This window comes from Ignavibacteria bacterium, assembly GCA_036262055.1.
Lineage (GTDB): Bacteria > Bacteroidota > Ignavibacteria > Tepidaquicellales > Tepidaquicellaceae > DATAJP01.
Window position 1 is genome coordinate 922,029 of the sequence record DATAJP010000002.1, and the last position, 16,832, is coordinate 938,860.

17 protein-coding genes are annotated in these 16,832 nt (G+C 33.6%); all 17 read right to left on the reverse strand.

Annotated features, from left to right (window positions below):
• Positions 1 to 2: 2 nt before the first annotated feature.
• From VHP32_05990 to pseI, 17 genes are read right to left on the reverse strand one after another with little or no spacing between them, the layout of a single operon-like run.
• Complete coding sequence (locus tag VHP32_05990; protein HEX2787438.1) at positions 3 to 1,103, reverse strand: glycosyltransferase; 1,101 nt, start codon at positions 1,101 to 1,103, stop codon at positions 3 to 5.
• Entirely contained in the window at positions 1,093 to 2,481 is a 1,389-nt protein-coding gene (locus VHP32_05995; GenBank protein HEX2787439.1) for an O-antigen ligase family protein, read from the reverse strand. Before VHP32_05995 ends, VHP32_05990 begins: the two co-directional genes overlap by 11 nt.
• Positions 2,482 to 2,533: 52 nt before the next feature.
• On the reverse strand, positions 2,534 to 3,865 hold the full coding sequence (locus tag VHP32_06000) for a glycosyltransferase family 39 protein (GenBank protein HEX2787440.1): 1,332 nt from the start codon (positions 3,863 to 3,865) through the stop codon (positions 2,534 to 2,536).
• Positions 3,866 to 3,870: 5 nt separating this feature from the next.
• Positions 3,871 to 4,641: a class I SAM-dependent methyltransferase gene (locus VHP32_06005; GenBank protein ID HEX2787441.1), complete on the reverse strand. Its 771-nt coding sequence runs from the start codon at positions 4,639 to 4,641 to the stop codon at positions 3,871 to 3,873.
• Positions 4,622 to 5,617 carry a lysylphosphatidylglycerol synthase domain-containing protein gene (locus VHP32_06010; GenBank protein ID HEX2787442.1) on the reverse strand — a complete coding sequence of 332 codons (996 nt, stop codon included), beginning with the start codon at positions 5,615 to 5,617 and terminating at the stop codon, positions 4,622 to 4,624. Before VHP32_06010 ends, VHP32_06005 begins: the two co-directional genes overlap by 20 nt.
• Positions 5,618 to 5,619: 2 nt before the next feature.
• Positions 5,620 to 6,381, reverse strand: a complete 762-nt coding sequence (locus tag VHP32_06015; GenBank protein ID HEX2787443.1) for an AglZ/HisF2 family acetamidino modification protein — start codon at positions 6,379 to 6,381, stop codon at positions 5,620 to 5,622.
• Positions 6,381 to 7,013: an imidazole glycerol phosphate synthase subunit HisH gene (gene hisH, locus VHP32_06020; protein ID HEX2787444.1), complete on the reverse strand. Its 633-nt coding sequence runs from the start codon at positions 7,011 to 7,013 to the stop codon at positions 6,381 to 6,383. Before hisH ends, VHP32_06015 begins: the two co-directional genes overlap by 1 nt.
• A gap of 5 nt (positions 7,014 to 7,018) precedes the next feature.
• Positions 7,019 to 8,149, reverse strand: coding sequence for an N-acetyl sugar amidotransferase (locus VHP32_06025; protein ID HEX2787445.1), 1,131 nt, complete (start codon positions 8,147 to 8,149; stop codon positions 7,019 to 7,021).
• A gap of 12 nt (positions 8,150 to 8,161) precedes the next feature.
• Entirely contained in the window at positions 8,162 to 9,112 is a 951-nt protein-coding gene (locus tag VHP32_06030; GenBank protein HEX2787446.1) for a glycosyltransferase family 2 protein, read from the reverse strand.
• Positions 9,105 to 10,088 carry an SDR family NAD(P)-dependent oxidoreductase gene (locus VHP32_06035; protein ID HEX2787447.1) on the reverse strand — a complete coding sequence of 328 codons (984 nt, stop codon included), beginning with the start codon at positions 10,086 to 10,088 and terminating at the stop codon, positions 9,105 to 9,107. Before VHP32_06035 ends, VHP32_06030 begins: the two co-directional genes overlap by 8 nt.
• Before the next feature lie 5 nt (positions 10,089 to 10,093).
• Entirely contained in the window at positions 10,094 to 11,263 is a 1,170-nt protein-coding gene (locus VHP32_06040) for a hypothetical protein (GenBank protein HEX2787448.1), read from the reverse strand.
• A complete protein-coding gene (locus tag VHP32_06045; GenBank protein HEX2787449.1) occupies positions 11,250 to 12,329 on the reverse strand; it encodes an FAD-dependent oxidoreductase in 1,080 nt (359 codons plus the stop codon). Before VHP32_06045 ends, VHP32_06040 begins: the two co-directional genes overlap by 14 nt.
• Positions 12,319 to 12,996 (reverse strand): SDR family oxidoreductase, encoded by a 678-nt coding sequence (locus VHP32_06050; protein HEX2787450.1) that lies wholly within the window; start codon positions 12,994 to 12,996, stop codon positions 12,319 to 12,321. The genes VHP32_06045 and VHP32_06050 overlap by 11 nt, the downstream gene beginning before the upstream one ends.
• The gene (locus VHP32_06055; protein ID HEX2787451.1) at positions 12,986 to 14,410 is read right to left on the reverse strand and encodes a hypothetical protein; all 1,425 of its coding nucleotides are present in this window, start codon (positions 14,408 to 14,410) and stop codon (positions 12,986 to 12,988) included. The genes VHP32_06050 and VHP32_06055 overlap by 11 nt, the downstream gene beginning before the upstream one ends.
• A gap of 4 nt (positions 14,411 to 14,414) precedes the next feature.
• Complete coding sequence (locus VHP32_06060) at positions 14,415 to 15,125, reverse strand: PIG-L family deacetylase (protein HEX2787452.1); 711 nt, start codon at positions 15,123 to 15,125, stop codon at positions 14,415 to 14,417.
• On the reverse strand, positions 15,103 to 15,777 hold the full coding sequence (locus tag VHP32_06065; protein ID HEX2787453.1) for a methionyl-tRNA formyltransferase: 675 nt from the start codon (positions 15,775 to 15,777) through the stop codon (positions 15,103 to 15,105). Before VHP32_06065 ends, VHP32_06060 begins: the two co-directional genes overlap by 23 nt.
• A gap of 4 nt (positions 15,778 to 15,781) precedes the next feature.
• The gene (gene pseI, locus VHP32_06070) at positions 15,782 to 16,828 is read right to left on the reverse strand and encodes a pseudaminic acid synthase (GenBank protein ID HEX2787454.1); all 1,047 of its coding nucleotides are present in this window, start codon (positions 16,826 to 16,828) and stop codon (positions 15,782 to 15,784) included.
• Positions 16,829 to 16,832 lie beyond the last annotated feature (4 nt).

Below are 16,832 nucleotides of genomic sequence, written 5' to 3' on the forward strand. Positions count from 1 at the left end.
ACCTAATCTTTAATTACAGAGTCAAAAACTGTGATGGATTTATTTACAAAATTTTCCATAGAATAATTTTCTTCAACAACTTTTCTTGAATTCTCCGACATGCTTTTTCTCAAATCATAATTGTTCATAAGAACAATAATTTTTTTATATAAGCAATCCAGATCTCCCGTTTTGCAAACAAATCCGGTTTCATTTTCTTTTACTATTAACCCCGCATCTCCTGCATCTGTTGTAACAACGGACTTTCCCGATGCCATTGCCTCAAGTATGACATTAGGGAACCCTTCATAATCGGAAGTCAATAAAAAAATATCCGCATTTGATAAATATTCATTTACATTTTCAACTTCACCTGCAAAAATGAAATTGTTTTGCAAACCATAAGAATTAATTTTTTGACGGTATTCTTCTAATAATTTCCCGTGTCCTAAGTGAACGTGCTTAATCTTAAAACCGTTTTCAGTCAGTTTTTTTATAACCTCAATAGCTAAATCAACTCGTTTGACTGGATTCAAAGTTCCAATGGAAATACTATTAATATATTCACCTTGTTCATGGTAGCCATATTTAATAGATGTAAAATCAATACCATTAGGGACAATAAAAACCTTCTTGAACTTAAAAATGAAATTAAACGCAAATCCTTTATTGAAGTTTTTATTGTTTGAAATAAAATATTTCGGAAACAATACACACAAATAAACAAAAATCTTGTTTATGTCTTTTTCCGATTTTACTATCTGACTTCTGAAAGAACCTATTGCTTTGGCTTTACTGAATTTTGAGGCGAGCCATGAATAAAAGCTTAAATAAAAAGAATATGATATAATTAAATCAGCGCTGACCCTTTTATTTATTTTTCTAAGTAATAATGTTTTTTTTAAAGAACTTAAACTTGAATCAAGCTTAATCAATTCTACATTCATATCTGAAATTTCATCAGAATACTTACTGCTTTTTTGATATTTAATATTGGCATCAGAATTCCACACAACAAGGGTGCAATTATATTTGTTTTGGATATTCTTCAGAAGATAATATAATTGCTTCTCCTGACCTCCTAAGCCCAAACTATCCGTTACAAAAAGAAGATTATGTCTCAAGTGCTTTCACCCTATTTGCTTCATTTACTTCTTTCGATTGATGCTTTGCAAGGTTAAAAGACGCAGCAACAATACCATATATAAACCATTCGATTTTATCATATATTCCCCATGCTCCAAAAAATCCGATTATAAGAACCGCGATATAATAATCCCGTATAGCATAGCTCATATACACCATAAATTTATTATTAATCCTCTTAAATATCCTTATAGTTTTTGAAAGATAATAAAAAACCATAAAAATAATAAAAAAATATGACAATATTCCCGCAATCCCCATGTCAACAAGAATCTGAAGATAAAGATTATGCATTCTTGCTGCACGCATATATCCTAAGTCAACAATCAATTCCTGAGAATTCATCATACCAACACCAAAAATAGGATTTGCCAAAAATAACTGAAATCCGTAAGCCCAAATAACGTTTCTTTCGGTAAAAAGTGTTCCTTCAAGTCCGGACTGCTCAAGACCTTCTTCTCCGCCTTTTAACAATATCTCAAGTGTGAACTCCGTTCCCTGAATTCGCTCCATAAGGGGCTGAGGTAATGTATTTACTACAATGTAAACTCCTATAACCACAAAAATCAAATATCTGAAAGTTTGAACATTAAGTCTGGTAAATTTTAAGAGCCAGATTATGGATACGCCAATAACGGAACGCCGGCTCTCACTAAAAAATGTAGCAAATGTGCCCAGCAATGCCCATGCAAGAACGACAAGAGTTTGGAGTGCTTTTCTGTTAACGGCGGCAAGATAGCTGTATAAAGCAATAACAAATGGCAAAAAGTTAATTATTCTGTATGATGCAGGATAATATGCATCATCAGTAAATAAGAATTTATAAAATGAAATGAAAACATAAAAAACAAATATTATGCATAGGAACACAATCAGACGTTTAAATATTCTTTCATTATTTATAACAGCAAACGTAAGAAAATAAAATAACACATAAACAATATATCTGTAAAGTTGTCTGACACTCGGGTCTGCATATGACGAGGAAACTGTGGAAATAATTGAAAGGAACAAAAAAATTAATAATGAAAGTTCAAGAATTCCAATATTAAAATTCGCTTTAAAATACCGGGCTAATTTTTTATTTATTAAAAAAGAAAAAAACGTTACAAATCCGAAAAGATTGGTCAGTAGAAAAAAATAATTTGCCATCTTCTCGTAATCATAATTAAACCCCAGAATATTGCCGGTGACTGAGTCACCGATTAACATAAATCCGACGAATAAAAAATAAAGAAGTTCGGTTTTTTGATACAAAAAAATTAGCGCGAAAACCGCCATGAATGAACCGAGTATAATCTGCAGATTAAGCTCTGAAAACACTCCACCGACAAAGGTTACTATGTATATTAACATAGTAAATAAAAATAGCTTAACCGGGTGAACAAAAATATTTATGCTCTGACCGCTACTTGTCAATTTCTACCTTAATGAATTTAATATTAAATGTTTTTAAAGTTTCAAATATTGCATAAAATGAACATATAATAACTACGGAATCAACAGGCACTCGGTAACGGAATCTTGCATGGGCTAAAAAAACGTGTATTATAGTCTGCATTACCAACAAAATCAAAAGAAACATTCCTTTAGAATTTTTATGTTTGAAAATTAAAACAATGCTAATTAATAAAAATGGTAATAATACTCCATACGAAAGAATGAATAATATATTATTTCGTGTTGACCATGCTTTTTGATACCGGAATCCGTTTGCAACATAATAATCGTTAAACCTTGCCGGCGACCAAAGGTCAATAAATTCCGAAAAATAATTTTCGATTGTTCCATAAGCTCGAGGGATATTGCCTTTGCTGATTCCTTCGTTCATATTTCTTAAGAATCTTACATTACTTTTTATTTCATACCCTGCTAATATAGAATCTCTAATGCCTTCATATAAAGGTATCATCTTTCTGCTGTAAGGACTTATCTCATAAAAATCATGTTCATCTTGCGGATATCCTAAGAGTTTATCGGTAAACTTTGCAGTCCGTTCGGTCAGCACTATGGGTCTTCCATAAACATTGTAATTTCTTATTGTCCAGGGAATCATTAACATCGCAACTATTAAAAGGAAAAAAGCCGGCTTTATAAAACGTGAACTGTCTTTTGACTTATTTAGAAAGACATATCCTAAAAGAAACACAGGAAAAAACGAAAAATATCTTTCATCCATATGGATAAAAAATGCAAAAACTACTGAAGCTAAAATTAAATATTTTAATCCATCTTTTCTGTTTAAGCTTTTTAAAAAAAGAAGCACAGTCAGGATAAAAAGAAACTGCATCCAGCTTTCTTTGAGAATAAAAGGAAGCTCAACGTAATAAGGAATATAAATGATTGCCCAGAGCGATGAAAGAAAAGCTACATTAACATCAAATACTATTTTAGCCACATAATAAATAATAACCGGAATGAGAGCGCTGACGATAGAATTTAAAATAATTACAGCCAGATAATTTTTCCCGAAAATCAAAAATACAGCTGCGATTATCCATGGAAACACGGGTCCGACTTCCGCAGGTCCTACAGGAAGCTTTCCAACAAAAGGTCCTTGCTGAAGGACATAATCTGCATAAGTCAAATAATCAAAATCATCAGCCCACTTCTCGGTGCCGAAGATATAAAAATTAACAATACTATATACTACACGAAATATGCAGGAAATTAAAAAAACATACAGTAAAAGTTTTTTTTCGGAAATGTTGAAGCGTTTGTTAAAAAAGGTTAATCTCAATATATTCATTTTTTTCTAACAACTGTGATACCCCAACAAGAAATCAGCTTGAATTGAAATTTTTGTATGAAGCGGTCTATAGGAAGCAAAACCGGGGCGTAATATTTTATTAAATTAATCGGAATTCTAAAAGCAATACTCTCATGAACAAGCAGGTAACCAATATTACCTCCGTATTTTATTTTTAAGAAATCAAATTTATTACTAAAATCCTGTTTAATTTTGTTTATATCAATCGACTGTTCGTTTTCCTCGAAATATTTATTGTCGGTTTTATACCAGAGTTTCCTAAAATAATCCATAATAGAACCCGCTGCAGGTTCCCAAATCATGTATTTCCCGCCGGGCTTGAGTATGCGGTGAATTTCATTTATTGCTTCATTGACACGCGGATGAAGGTGATGAAGTGAATCAGAAATTATAAAATCAAATGTATTATTGGCAAAACCCGTATCAAGAATCGATGCGCAGACAATTTTCGTTTTAGGATAACGCTTGGCAAAAAGAGAACATTGACCTTCGGAAATGTCAAGCCCTGTTACATTTGCACCTTTATTTAAAAAATATTGTGTATTTTGTCCATTACCACACATTGCATCAAGAACATTAGCTCCTTTTAGGTCAATGCCTTTAAGAATATAATCAAAAAGGTCGTACCTGTACTTTAAAGAATATTTTTCCGAATAATGTTTATCATAATCTTCAGCAATGGAATTATAATATTCTTTCTGCTTAGCTTCTTCTTCCGATAATTTTTTATGAGTAATTTCCGACATTCCTAGAGCTGAAATTTAAAAGTGTATTTTTTATTTCTTTAAAAGAAAAATGTTCACTATTGATGTGGACATAATATAATCCGACGGTGAACGTCAAAAATAGAATTATGACACGTGTATATAGGCTTATAAAAACACCATCAACAAAATTATTGCTTATCAAATAAAACAATCCGCCGTTTGCAAGTTCCTGTAAGCCGAAATTTCCCGGAATAATTCTTATTATTTCAAGGAATTCAGTAAGCAGTGAAATAAGAACAACATCCAGGTAATCATAATTAAAATTAAAATTTACAATCAGAAAATAATACCATCCGCTAAGGCAAATCAATCTCAATACATAAATCAGCACGGAGCCGATTATCAGAGAAGGATTTTTCCATAAATTGTTTATGAAGGCATTTGATTCTAAAAGAATATTTTTTATTTTACCTAAGAAACTGCTGTCTGTTGTTTTGACTTTGCCTGAAATTTTTGCAAAAGCTACGAACATCAAAGGACTCAGCAAAAACAGCAAGGAAATAATTACAAATTCAGGTCTATAGTTGAACTTATAGGAATAAACTAAACCGGTTATTCCGCAAAAAATGAACGATACAAAATAACTAAACAAAGAAATCGACAAAGTATTTTTTAAACCGACATTATATTTTGATTTAATAATAAAAGATAAATATAATATTCCACCTTTAGGAATTATGTATCCCCATAAACTTTGTCCGAACGGGAATGCAAGAATATCAATGAACTTAAATTTAACATTGTCAAGTTTTTTCAGAACATAAACAATCTGCAAACCGCCGATTATGTAAAATACCCAGCAAAAAAGAATTGATACCACAAAATCAAATACGGTAATATTCTTTAATAAGCTTAAGTAATCATTCTTTATAACGATATAAACGGCAAATCCCAGAAATATAATGGAAATAAAATATCTGGAAAATTTTTTAAGATTATTTCCGAAATTTGACAATATTAATTAAATATTTTTTCTAACTCTTTTTCGGTCGGGTAATTAATTAATACAGCTCTTCTGGGGCCGTGAAATACAAACATGCTTCCTGCCGCGACCGCAGAGGCATGTCCTTCGTCAACAGCTTCCCTGAAATGCTCAAACGTTCCCGCTCCGCCGATTGCAATAACCGGAATGGTTACGTTATCGGCAATTTGTCTTATAAGATTCACGTCATAGCCCGTCATTGTTCCGTCTTTATCAATCGAGTTTATTAAAATTTCACCTGCTCCCGCCTGTTCCATTTTCTTAGCATGTTCAACAGGGTCTATTGAAGTTTTTTGCGTTCCGGATTTTGTGAACATCTGATATTTTCCGAATAAATTTTTCTTCACGTCTATGGAAACTACCACGCTCTGGTTGCCTGAATATTCAGCAGCTTTATTCACAAGCTCCGGGTCATTCACGGAGTTTGTATTAATGATTATTTTTTCAGCTCCCGAGCCGAGAATTCTTTTTACTTCTTCAATTGACTTAATTCCACCGCCGACAGCAAAAGGCATAAATGCTTCTTTGCCAATTCTTTTTACAAGCTCAATATCTATCAGGCGGTTTTCCTTAGATGCAGTGATATCAAGAAACGCAAGTTCATCAGCCTCAAGTTCATTAAAAATTTTTACTGCATTAATAGGGTCACCTATGTATGTAGGGTCTTTGAACTTAACCGTCTTAACTAATCCAAGATGCTTCAACAATAAACACGGAATAACTCTGGGTCTGAACATTAATTTACTTTCTCAATAAAATTTTTAATAATGTTCAGCCCGATGCTGTGGCTTTTTTCGGGATGAAACTGCGTTCCGTAAATGTTGCCTTTGTTCACTCCCGAGACAAACTCGTTTCCATATTCGGTTTTCAATAAAACATCACTTTCATTTTTACATTGTACAAAATATGAGTGCACAAAATAAAAAGCAGGGTTCTCGTCTTTTTCAAGAATGTCCGTCATCAATACATTATCTTTTTTAGTTACATCAACAGTGTTCCAGCCGATGTGAGGAACACGGTATTTGTGATGCGCATCGCCGGGGAATTCAAATCGTTTTGTTTCTGCATCAATCCATCCGAATCCTTCGGTATCACCCTCTTCGCTATGTTTTGTAAATAACTGCATGCCGAGACAAATGCCGAGTATCGGCGTTTTGTCCTCGAGAACTTTTTTATTAAGAATGTCATAGTACCCAAGCTCTTTTAATCTTTTCATCCCGCTTCCGAAATGTCCGACTCCAGGTAAAAGCAACTTATCGGCATTCAAAATGTCTTCTTTGCTTTCGGAAATTTTTGCAGAATAATTTAAACGCTCTATTGCCTTAAGAACCGAGTGCAAATTCCCCATGCCGTAGTTTATTATTACCATATTATTTAATCCTTTCCTATATATTTCATGTAAAGCAGCTCTGGAAAAAGCCCCATATTGACAAGCATCCTGATTGGTTTTTTAAATGTCTGAAGCGTGCTGAAATATGTTTTGTAATCCTTAAAAGATTTAACGGGATAATTATAAATTTTTTCAAATTCATCTTTAGTTAAACCAAGCTTATCAATAGTATAATCAACAACGCGTTTATCATATTCTGTCGGGTTGTTTTTAAAATCCGCCATAGCTTCATCGCGCGTTAATAATCCTTCTCTTATCATTGCGGAATATTCGGTTTTTCTTTTGTCAATACCGAACTTTTGCGGGAGCAAAAATGCATGATAAAAAATTGTGTAATATGTTTCATGATGATGAGCGCCGTAATCAATCCATCCGAGTTCTTCCGTAAGGAACGGTTTGACTTTCGGCTTCACGTAATCATAATAATTCAGAAAAGGAACGACTTTTACCCCTTTTACAAATGTATAATAAAGCAAATCCTTTGCGAGAAAATTAGGAAACGTTTTCATCTTAACTTTACCGAACTGCTTCTGAACATTTTCTATGTATTTTCCGTCAATGCATGACCAGCTGAGAGGAGAAATACCTTCGGTCCTGAATGAATGACCGTTTAATACATATTTAACTCCTTCATCGCCTGCTACTCTTATAAGCACGGACATTATAGCAACATCAGTCGGAACTTCAGCATCGGGTGTCGATGCTTTCAGAAACGAAATCTGAATATTTTTAAACTCTTCCCAGTCAAGAACATGAGTATATAAATCAACATTAAGTTTTTTACAAGCATTTTTAATATTCTGAACCGCGATTTCAGAGTCCCAACCGTTATCAAGATGAACGGCAAGAGGTCTTAAACCTAATTTAACGGCATTATATAATGCAAAAGTACTGTCGGTACCTCCGCTTACGCCCATTATGCAATCATATTTTTTGCCTTTACCGGATTCTTTAACATCAGCAATTAATTTCTCGAAAGCCTTTTTACCTTCTTCATTCAAAGGGTAAAGCTCATTTAACCTGTCATGCATTTTACAATATTGGCAAACACCATTTTCATCGAATATAATCTCTGAAACCGTTTCATCCATCATGCATCTTGAACAAATTCTCATAAATATATTAAATTAAAGATTAAACTTTTTATTGTAATCCATATCCATCCATATTGCAAATAGTATGGACTGAAATGTCATTAATATTGAAAAAATTAAAATAATTAAAGTGGTTTGCGGAGCCTTTCCTTCGGTAAAATAATAATAAATAAACCTTATGGTGAAAGGAATTATTATTGCAACAATATTTAGCAAAGCAAACAAGTAAAATAAAATAAGCGGATGAAAATCAAGCACGATATATCTTTTCCATAATCTTCTGAAAAATAATTTAGTCAGAAGCCAGCTTGTCTTGGGAACGTATTTATATAATTTAATTTTACTTTTTTCTCGGTCATAAACTGGACGAACTTGTTGGTCGGAAACTTTAAATCTTTCTATATTCAACATGCATAAAATATCCGCGTTGTATCCGTAACCCTTTGTCATTTTTTCAATCGGAATATTTCTCAAAGCTGAGTTTTTTATTATCGTATATCCGCATTGAGGATCCATCAGAGAATAATACCCTGTCGCAAATTTCGTCATAATAGTAAGAAATGCATTTCCGAAAAACCTATGTTTTGGCATAGAGTCGATATTCTGATGAAGTAAGCGATTTCCTTTAACGTAGTCCAATTCTTTCTCAATCATTTTATCAAGCAATAATGCAAGGTCGTCCGGATGCATCTGATTATCACCAGCCATAACAGCAGTTATATCAATATCAGGATTGTTTTTACTATAAACATATCCGTCAATTAAGGACTGACCCAATCCGAGATTTTTTTCATGATTAATTATTTCAATTCTCGGATCCTTACTCTTACAAGCATTAATTTTCTCAAGTGTTTTATCTTTACTTGCATCATTTACAACATAAATTTTGTCAACATAGTCAGGTATTCCCTCCAATGTTTCAGGAATCAGAAGCTCTTCGTTATATGCAGGAATTGAAACGGCTATGTTATAACCTTTATACAAGCTTCAGCTCCTTTTTGAAATACTCTTTTCCCCAATTAACAGTCTGTTCAAGCCCTTCCCTGAAATTTGTTACAAACTCAATTCCGAAATCTTCCTTAATTTTTTTATTGTCGATGTCAAAAACTTTTATATCACCCGGCATCCAGTCATCATAAATTATTTGCTGATTTTTAATTCCGAGGATGTCAGCAACCATATTTGCAAGTTCTTTAACAGTAACTTTTATTCCTGACGCACAGTTATAAACCTGTGCTTCAGATTTTTTTGAAGCAGCAGACATCAAGTTTGCCTTCACAACATCTTTGACGTAAGTAAACGAACGCTGCTGTGTGCCGTCTCCGTATATTTTTATAGGTTCGCCTTTTAACATTTTCCTTGTAAAAATGGAAACTACTCCGCCAACGTCGCTCGACTCCTGTCTTGGTCCATAGACATGAAAATACCTTAATACTGTAGTATTTAAACCATATAAATGATTAAAAGTTTTTGCGTATTTCTCGCCGGCAAGCTTGCTCACGCCATAATATGAAGAGGGAACAAGCGGATGCTGTTCATCCTGCGGAAAATATTGCGCTTCACCATATACAGAGCCCGTGGATGCGTGAACAAATTTTTTAACTTTATGTTTCACAGCAAGCTCGAGCAGATTGAACGCTCCCTTCGCGTTAATATCAAGGTCAAGCCGTGGATTATTCATGCAAATAGTTTTTTTCGATGCTGCCTGATGAAATACAACTTCAACGCCTTTATATAATTCATCCAGCTGTTCAAAATCCAGCACATCACATTTGACCTCTTGAAAATTCGGATATTGTTTTAAGTGTGCAAGATTTTCTTCTTTACCTGCGAAATAATTATCTACGCTTATTGTATCAACATCCATTTTTACAAGTTCTTCAACCAAGTGACTTCCTATAAATCCCGCTCCACCGGTTACTAAAGCTTTTTTATATGGAAAAGTTTTTTTATCAATCATTGTGATCAATTGTTAATAGTTTTATATAATTTTTCTGCAATTAAAGAGCTCCTACGTCTTTTTGCTTCTTCAAATGAATTAAAAACCAAATTTTTCTTCAGTTCGTTATTCCCTAATAATTTTTTTATACTTTCTGCAAGTAACTCAGCATCATCTTTTTCAACTACATATCCCCATCCTGATTCTTTTGCACTCACAGTATGAAAAGATTCAGGAGGTGAAAACACAAGTATCGGGGTTCCGGAGACAAGATAGTCAAGAGCCTTAGTTGCATAAACGGTTTTCACTTCAAGCGGTGAACAGTTCTTGAATGATAAAGGTAAAAATAAAATATCGGATTTCATCTGCATTTCAAATGCTTCTTTCATGTCAACCCAGTTATAAGTAATTCTTTCATCAAAAATTCCGTAACGTTTTAATGTTTCATTATCAAAACTGCACAAAATAGTAACTTTTATATCCCCCCCTAAATAATCAAGAGACTTTATTAAAACTTTAATTGCATCAAGATTCATCCCGTTGCTAATGTTACCAGTATATAAAATTTTTGCAGAACCCGAAACAGTATAAGAATTTTTTAATTCAAATCCTTCAAGCTTATCATCGGAAATGCTATGAGGAAACAAATCCGTTTTTAAGCATCTGTTATATTTTTCATCATAAAAATTTTTCTGTATGCCAGTCATGCAGAACACTTTATAAGAATTTGTTAAAATTTCTTTTTCGTATTCCGCGGCTAATTTTCCGTTAATAGATTCAGCCGTATAATTTTCCTGCCAGAGGTCGTGCATATATGCTATAAACGGAATATTTTCTTCCTTAGCAGCAAGAAAAGCGGCAACAAAAAAAACAGAGTTTGGGTAAACTCCCATTATATAATCCGCTTTTTTTTCCTTAGCTTTTTGCTTTATTTTATTTTTTATATAACCAATAAACTTATATGAATATTTTTCAAAAATTCTTTGAAAAATTTTTAAGTTGAATTTCACATAGGTGGTTTCGCAATTTAGTTTAAAGCTCTTATCTGATTTTGCTTCATATTGCCATCCGCCAATAGCATAAACTTTACCTTTGTAATTATTTATCAGATTGCTCATAAGTATCGAAGAACCGACAATCAATGGAGGAAGAGTTCTGCAAACAACGAGAAGCTTTTTTGAATCAGGTTTTTTCAATTTCCTCCAACACGTTATAAGCCGAATCTACACAAGTTGTCAATTTTCCGCTGAATATAGTAAATATGTTAGGAGTATGCTTAATCAACAAAGTCGGTCTTGCATCATCGAGCTCTTGTTCAGGAAGAACCACACGGGTAGTAATCCACGATTCCTTCCACTTCATATCTTTTATTATCGGAAAAAATCTTTGCGCCTGCTCCATTAGTTCAAATTCCACCAATCCGTCAAACGGGTCCCATCCTGTTCTGTTAGAGCCCTTATGATTTTGCAAAACAGAATAAGTCACGTGATATAAAATAAATTCCCCGTGAGATAATCCTTTTGGCATTAAAGAACAGAACGGTCCGTCCATTATTGTTACTCCGAAAGCATCCGGCGGCTTGCTCATTTGTAAAATCGGCATCACGCATAGTTCTGCCTGCGCAGGAATTTCTTTTCCGTCAATCATGCGGGACATTTCAGAAATTCCTGAATATGTTGCATTAATAACAAAGTCACCCGTTAGTTTATAATTATTGTTAAGCTCAACAGTGACAGGACTTCCGAGAGTAATTCTTCGTGGATAAGCATTCCTGATTATACGAATATTTTTATTTTCACGGATTCTATAAATAATATTTTGCCTCAATTTGAAATAATCGAAAATAGTTTCCGGAGTTATCCAGCACTCATCGACCAAATTCCGGTTCAGAATTTTTTTGTCCGGAAATCCTTTTTTCAAAGGAAGTTTTAGCGCTTTACAAAAATCAATAAATCCCTGCGTATCGGTATGCGAACCGTTCTTTGCTATAGCATAATATTTTTTAAAATCACCGACTATGCAATCGCCATACATATCCTTAAAAGATTCAAGACCTTTAATTGATTCTTTGCCAGTCTGCAAGCTTCTTGGATAATGATACCCCAGATGTATTCTGTTTTGATTAACCATTGAAGCTTCAAGAAGCACATCATAATTTTTTTCAACAACTGTAACCTTATGTCCCTTTTCTGCAAGAATAATTGCATTTGTTAAACCGAAAATCCCGCCGCCTATTATTATTATACTGTACTTATCCGCCAAAAAATTGTCCCCCGTTTATATGTAATATTTGCCCTGTAATATTTTTTTCCGAAACTAAAAATAAAATTGCATCTGCGCATTCTGTCGGGGTAATAAGTTTTTTTGTCAGACTCGCATCCATATGTTTTTTTCTGAAATCGTCAGTCATTCGTTTATGAACGGGGCTTCCATCTATAAGACCCGGAGCAATTGCATTAACTCGTATATCCGGTGCAAGCTCGCGTGCAAGGCTTCGCGTTAATGAAATTAATCCTCCTTTAACAGTAGCATACGAAGGGTCATAGCTGCCTTTATAAGCGGCAATTGAAGAAACAAGTATGATGCATGAATTATTTTTTAATTTTTTTCTTAAATATTTTATTAAAAGAAATGGTCCTTTTAGATGTATGTTAATCATTTTATCAAAATGCTCTTCGGTAGATTCGGTTAAATTCATTTGCGGTTCATATCCCGAAGTTATTACTAATGCATCAAGTTCCGGAATTTTCATGTTTCCAATTTCTTTTACATCAATATTTTCAAAATCTATCTTAAAAATATTTTTTCCGGATTCTTTTGATGATGAACCGTAACAATTGTATCCATTCTTTTCAAAAAGATTTTTCACCGCTGTGCCAAGCGTCCCCGTAATTCCCGCAATGAAGATATTTTTATTTTTAGCTGGCATTATTTATATATCTGAGTACATTCTTTGCAGCTTCGGACCCGAATGCTTTAAAATTCTTTGATATGAAATTATCAATCGAGCTTATATAACTATTACTTGTTTTACCTTCAAAAAAATATGTGGTTAGTTCTTTTAAATCATTTGCTGTATAACAGACAGGAAAGTTGTAATCTCTATATAGAGATTCATTCTGTCCGATAAAATTTTCATTTACATTAATAACAGCTACCGGAATTCTCTTAATTAAAGCATCGTTCGAAATAGCCGAATTGTATACACACATTAAATCTGCAATTTTAAACGTATCTTCGTAACACATATTTTTATTATCAAAAACTTTTATTTCCGGATAACTCTCTTTAATAAAATCATAATCTGAAATTTTTTCAGATGGATGAATTTTAATTATTCCTTTAATCTGTCCGTTTGAACTTTGAATTGCTTCGCCAAATAGATTTACAAGTTTTATCCTTAAATCTTGCAGTGTCGGATTCGTAGCAAGTAATATGATTTTATCGTCGTTCTGAAACCCATATCTTTTTTTAATTTCCGAATCCTTGTGTTCATCAGTACTAAATTGAGTTGCCCCTGTAACGTAAATTTCTTCAGAAGTTACTCCTATAATCTCGTAAAGTTTTTTCTGTTTTTCACCCCATGAAAAAACCTTATCCGCTATCAGAGGACTATATGCAAATTTATTTGCAATAATACCATGTGACATAGTGTAAACAGGAATAAACATCTTTTTAGCAACTGACGCAAGAACCGATAAAATATTCAACCTATCGTATTCAACTATAATATATGATGACTTCAAAATTGAAAGAATACTTTTAAATATAAGAACATAAATTGTTTGGATTATGATTTCATTAATAATTCTTATCGCAAAATAATTCGGCAATTTATTGTTCTTTACAAAATCATTCACCTTAGTTTTTAACTCCGGCTTTATTTTAGAATATATTGAATTCCATTTTTTTAGGTTTGGATTATTTAAATTCTCCAAAGAAAAAACATATTTTGGTTTTACTTCCGTAAATTTACCATAGAACTTACCAAACTTTAAAAATGCTATGCAATTATCGACTTCCAATTCTTTAAGCAAAGGATAATTAATATTAAAAAAATGATTTCTATCCGAAGTAAAGGTCAACAATGGCAAATTTGTTGGTAAAGAACTGAAATCAAATACCTTGTTTTTATTTAAATGTGGTAATCCCCTTTTTTTAAGATAAAAATTCAGCAATCTGTCTTTTAATATTGCCGTATTCCTTTCATCGCCCCTGCCGAGGTAAAACTGAACATATAAGAAATTTGCAATCAAACTACCGACAGGAATCGAATCGAATTTTATTTCATTTAAATCCCGCTCAAACTTTATGAGCTTATCTTCATTAACAATGTGAGCCATAACATCAGTTAACAGATCTTATTATGCAGAACGCTTCTGCATATTTTTTCCCGCATGAAACTCCCCATCTTTTTGCAAGAACTTCAAGCGCCTCGGGCGAACGCGGATGCGGATATTTTCTTTTCTCAAACTCGTATGATTCCATTGCTTTTATCTTTGCCTTCAGGTCATCCTTTGAAATTTCAATAAATAAGTTTGGAACAAAATTGAAAGGCTCTGATGAAGCACGCCATTCTGTTCCTGAAGGAGTTTCAAAGCAAATTATCGTCTTTACATTTTCGGATTCCATCGGTCGCGTTGCCGTAATCACAGCTTCAAAAGTTCTTCTGTGGTCGATGTTCAAATCTCCGCCATGATGAGTGAAGATAACATCGGGATTAAACTTCTGTTTTTCGTTTTCTATGATTTTTATAATGTCGAGCAAATCCACTGAGTCAAATCTGTTATCCGGTAAATCATATACGGATAAATTCTGATATCCGATTGCCTTCTGTGCAGACTTAATATTTTTCTTATGAATGGCTAACTCATCTTTCCAGTCTTCAGCACTTCGCTTATCCGAACGTGAAGTGATGCCTTCGCCAAGAATTAAAACTTTCGTTTTAACCTTATATTGTTTTATTAATCTGTGCATTGTTCCGCCCAATCCCAGAATTTCATCATCGGGATGAGCAACAACAATCATTATTTTTTTATTTTTTAGATATTCTAACATCTGCTGTTATTGTTCCGTCGGCTTTTAAGCTCGCACGTGAAAACTCAAATTTTAAATGTTCAGTTTCAATATAAGCACTCGGATAATGCTCCGCATCAAGCATCCTTATGTAATCATAAACTTTATTTATAGCATCAAGATTTTTTATATCACTCTCTTCGGGTTTTCTTCTTTTAAATGTTACTGCTTCACCTTCCTGAGGAACAGGTGTTAATTTTTTGTCAATTATTTCCAGAATCATTTCTTTTATAAGCTCGTTTGCGCGGATAAAAATTTCCTCGGCAGTCCCGAGAAGCTCCAAATCTTTCTTTAAATAAATTCCGCCTTCATCGATTCCTTTCACAATCTGAAATGCGCTTAGCTTTGTTTTATAAATACCGCGTGTGATAAGATTCTGAAGCGGGCTTCCTCCTCTTCCGAACGGCAAATCCGTTATGTGAAACGCAATGCATTCGAAGTTGTCATAAATGTCTGCTTTTAAAATATGCGACCAGTGCGGAATAAAAATTTTTTCCGGCTTAATTTCATTAAGCTTTTGTAAATTCAGGTCTTCTTTTTTATTAATCAAAAACCATTTAGCTTTGGTTTTGGAATTAAAAAAATCCGTTAAACCTTCATTCCATTTTTTTTCCGATGCAATTACGTAGTTCATATTGTTATGTTAAAATATCAAACGTTAAAGGTGTTCCGGATTTAATATCTTTATTAGCTTTCTTGCCGAGAATTATTTCGAAATACGCCGGCTGCAAGCCAAGTCCGGGTCTTATTACTCTGATATTATCTTTTGTAAATTCTTCACCTGCTTTAATATCTTTTACTGCATAAATCGAGCGCTTATATAATAAGCTTTTTTCTTCAGCTTTTTGTATATCAAACTGCACTTTCCCCAAAGCAAGAAATGCTCTTTCGGATTCAATGACCAGTGATTTCATTTCATCCGGCTCCATTGAAAATGCGCTGTCAACTCCGCCGTCAGCACGTTTTAAAGTAAAATGCTTTTCAATTACTCTCGCACCAAGTGAAACGGAAGCAATCGCCGCACCAATGCCCATCGTATGGTCTGATAAACCGATTATGCAGTCAAAAATTTCCCGCATGGCTGTTATGGTATTCAAATTCGTATTTTCAGGTGTTGAAGGATAGGTACTTGTGCATTTTAGTAAAACAAGCTTATCGCATCCGTTTGTTTTCAGTGTCTGGACTGCAGTATAAATTTCTGCAAGTGAAGCAGCGCCTGTTGACATTATGACCGGCTTGCCGGTCGAAGCAACTTTTTTGAGTAAAGGCAAATCAGTGTTTTCAAATGAAGCAATCTTATAAAGAGGGACATTCAAGCTTTCAAGAAAATCGACTGATGATTCATCAAAAGGAGTGCTGAATGCAATCAATCCTTTTTCTTTTGCACGCTTGAAAATCGGCTCGTGCCATTCCCAGGGAGTATATGCCTCCTTATAAAGTTCATGAAGTTCCTTGCCATACCATAAAGAATTTTTATCAGTAATTGTATATGCACCGGGAATTGTCATCGTATCGGCAGTATATGTCTGAAGCTTTATTGCATCAACTCCTGTTTCCGCAGCAGCATCAACAATCGCAAAAGCCCTGTCAATAGACTGATTATGATTACCTGACATCTCAGCAATAATAAACGGTTTGCTGTCAGAACTTATTTTTTTATTTTCTATTACTATTTCTTTATTCAATATA

Bases quoted from the DNA above. Each gene is read 5' to 3' on its own strand.
- VHP32_05995 (HEX2787439.1), bottom strand. From the start codon at position 2,481: ATGTTAATATACATAGTAACCTTTGTCGGTGGAGTGTTTTCAGAGCTT.
- VHP32_06005 (HEX2787441.1), bottom strand. From the start codon at position 4,641: ATGTCGGAAATTACTCATAAAAAATTATCGGAAGAAGAAGCTAAGCAG.
- VHP32_06015 (HEX2787443.1), bottom strand. From the start codon at position 6,381: ATGTTCAGACCCAGAGTTATTCCGTGTTTATTGTTGAAGCATCTTGGA.
- hisH (HEX2787444.1), bottom strand. From the start codon at position 7,013: ATGGTAATAATAAACTACGGCATGGGGAATTTGCACTCGGTTCTTAAG.
- VHP32_06025 (HEX2787445.1), bottom strand. From the start codon at position 8,149: ATGAGAATTTGTTCAAGATGCATGATGGATGAAACGGTTTCAGAGATT.
- VHP32_06035 (HEX2787447.1), bottom strand. From the start codon at position 10,088: ATGATTGATAAAAAAACTTTTCCATATAAAAAAGCTTTAGTAACCGGT.
- VHP32_06050 (HEX2787450.1), bottom strand. From the start codon at position 12,996: ATGCCAGCTAAAAATAAAAATATCTTCATTGCGGGAATTACGGGGACG.
- VHP32_06055 (HEX2787451.1), bottom strand. From the start codon at position 14,410: ATGGCTCACATTGTTAATGAAGATAAGCTCATAAAGTTTGAGCGGGAT.
- VHP32_06060 (HEX2787452.1), bottom strand. From the start codon at position 15,125: ATGTTAGAATATCTAAAAAATAAAAAAATAATGATTGTTGTTGCTCAT.
- VHP32_06065 (HEX2787453.1), bottom strand. From the start codon at position 15,777: ATGAACTACGTAATTGCATCGGAAAAAAAATGGAATGAAGGTTTAACG.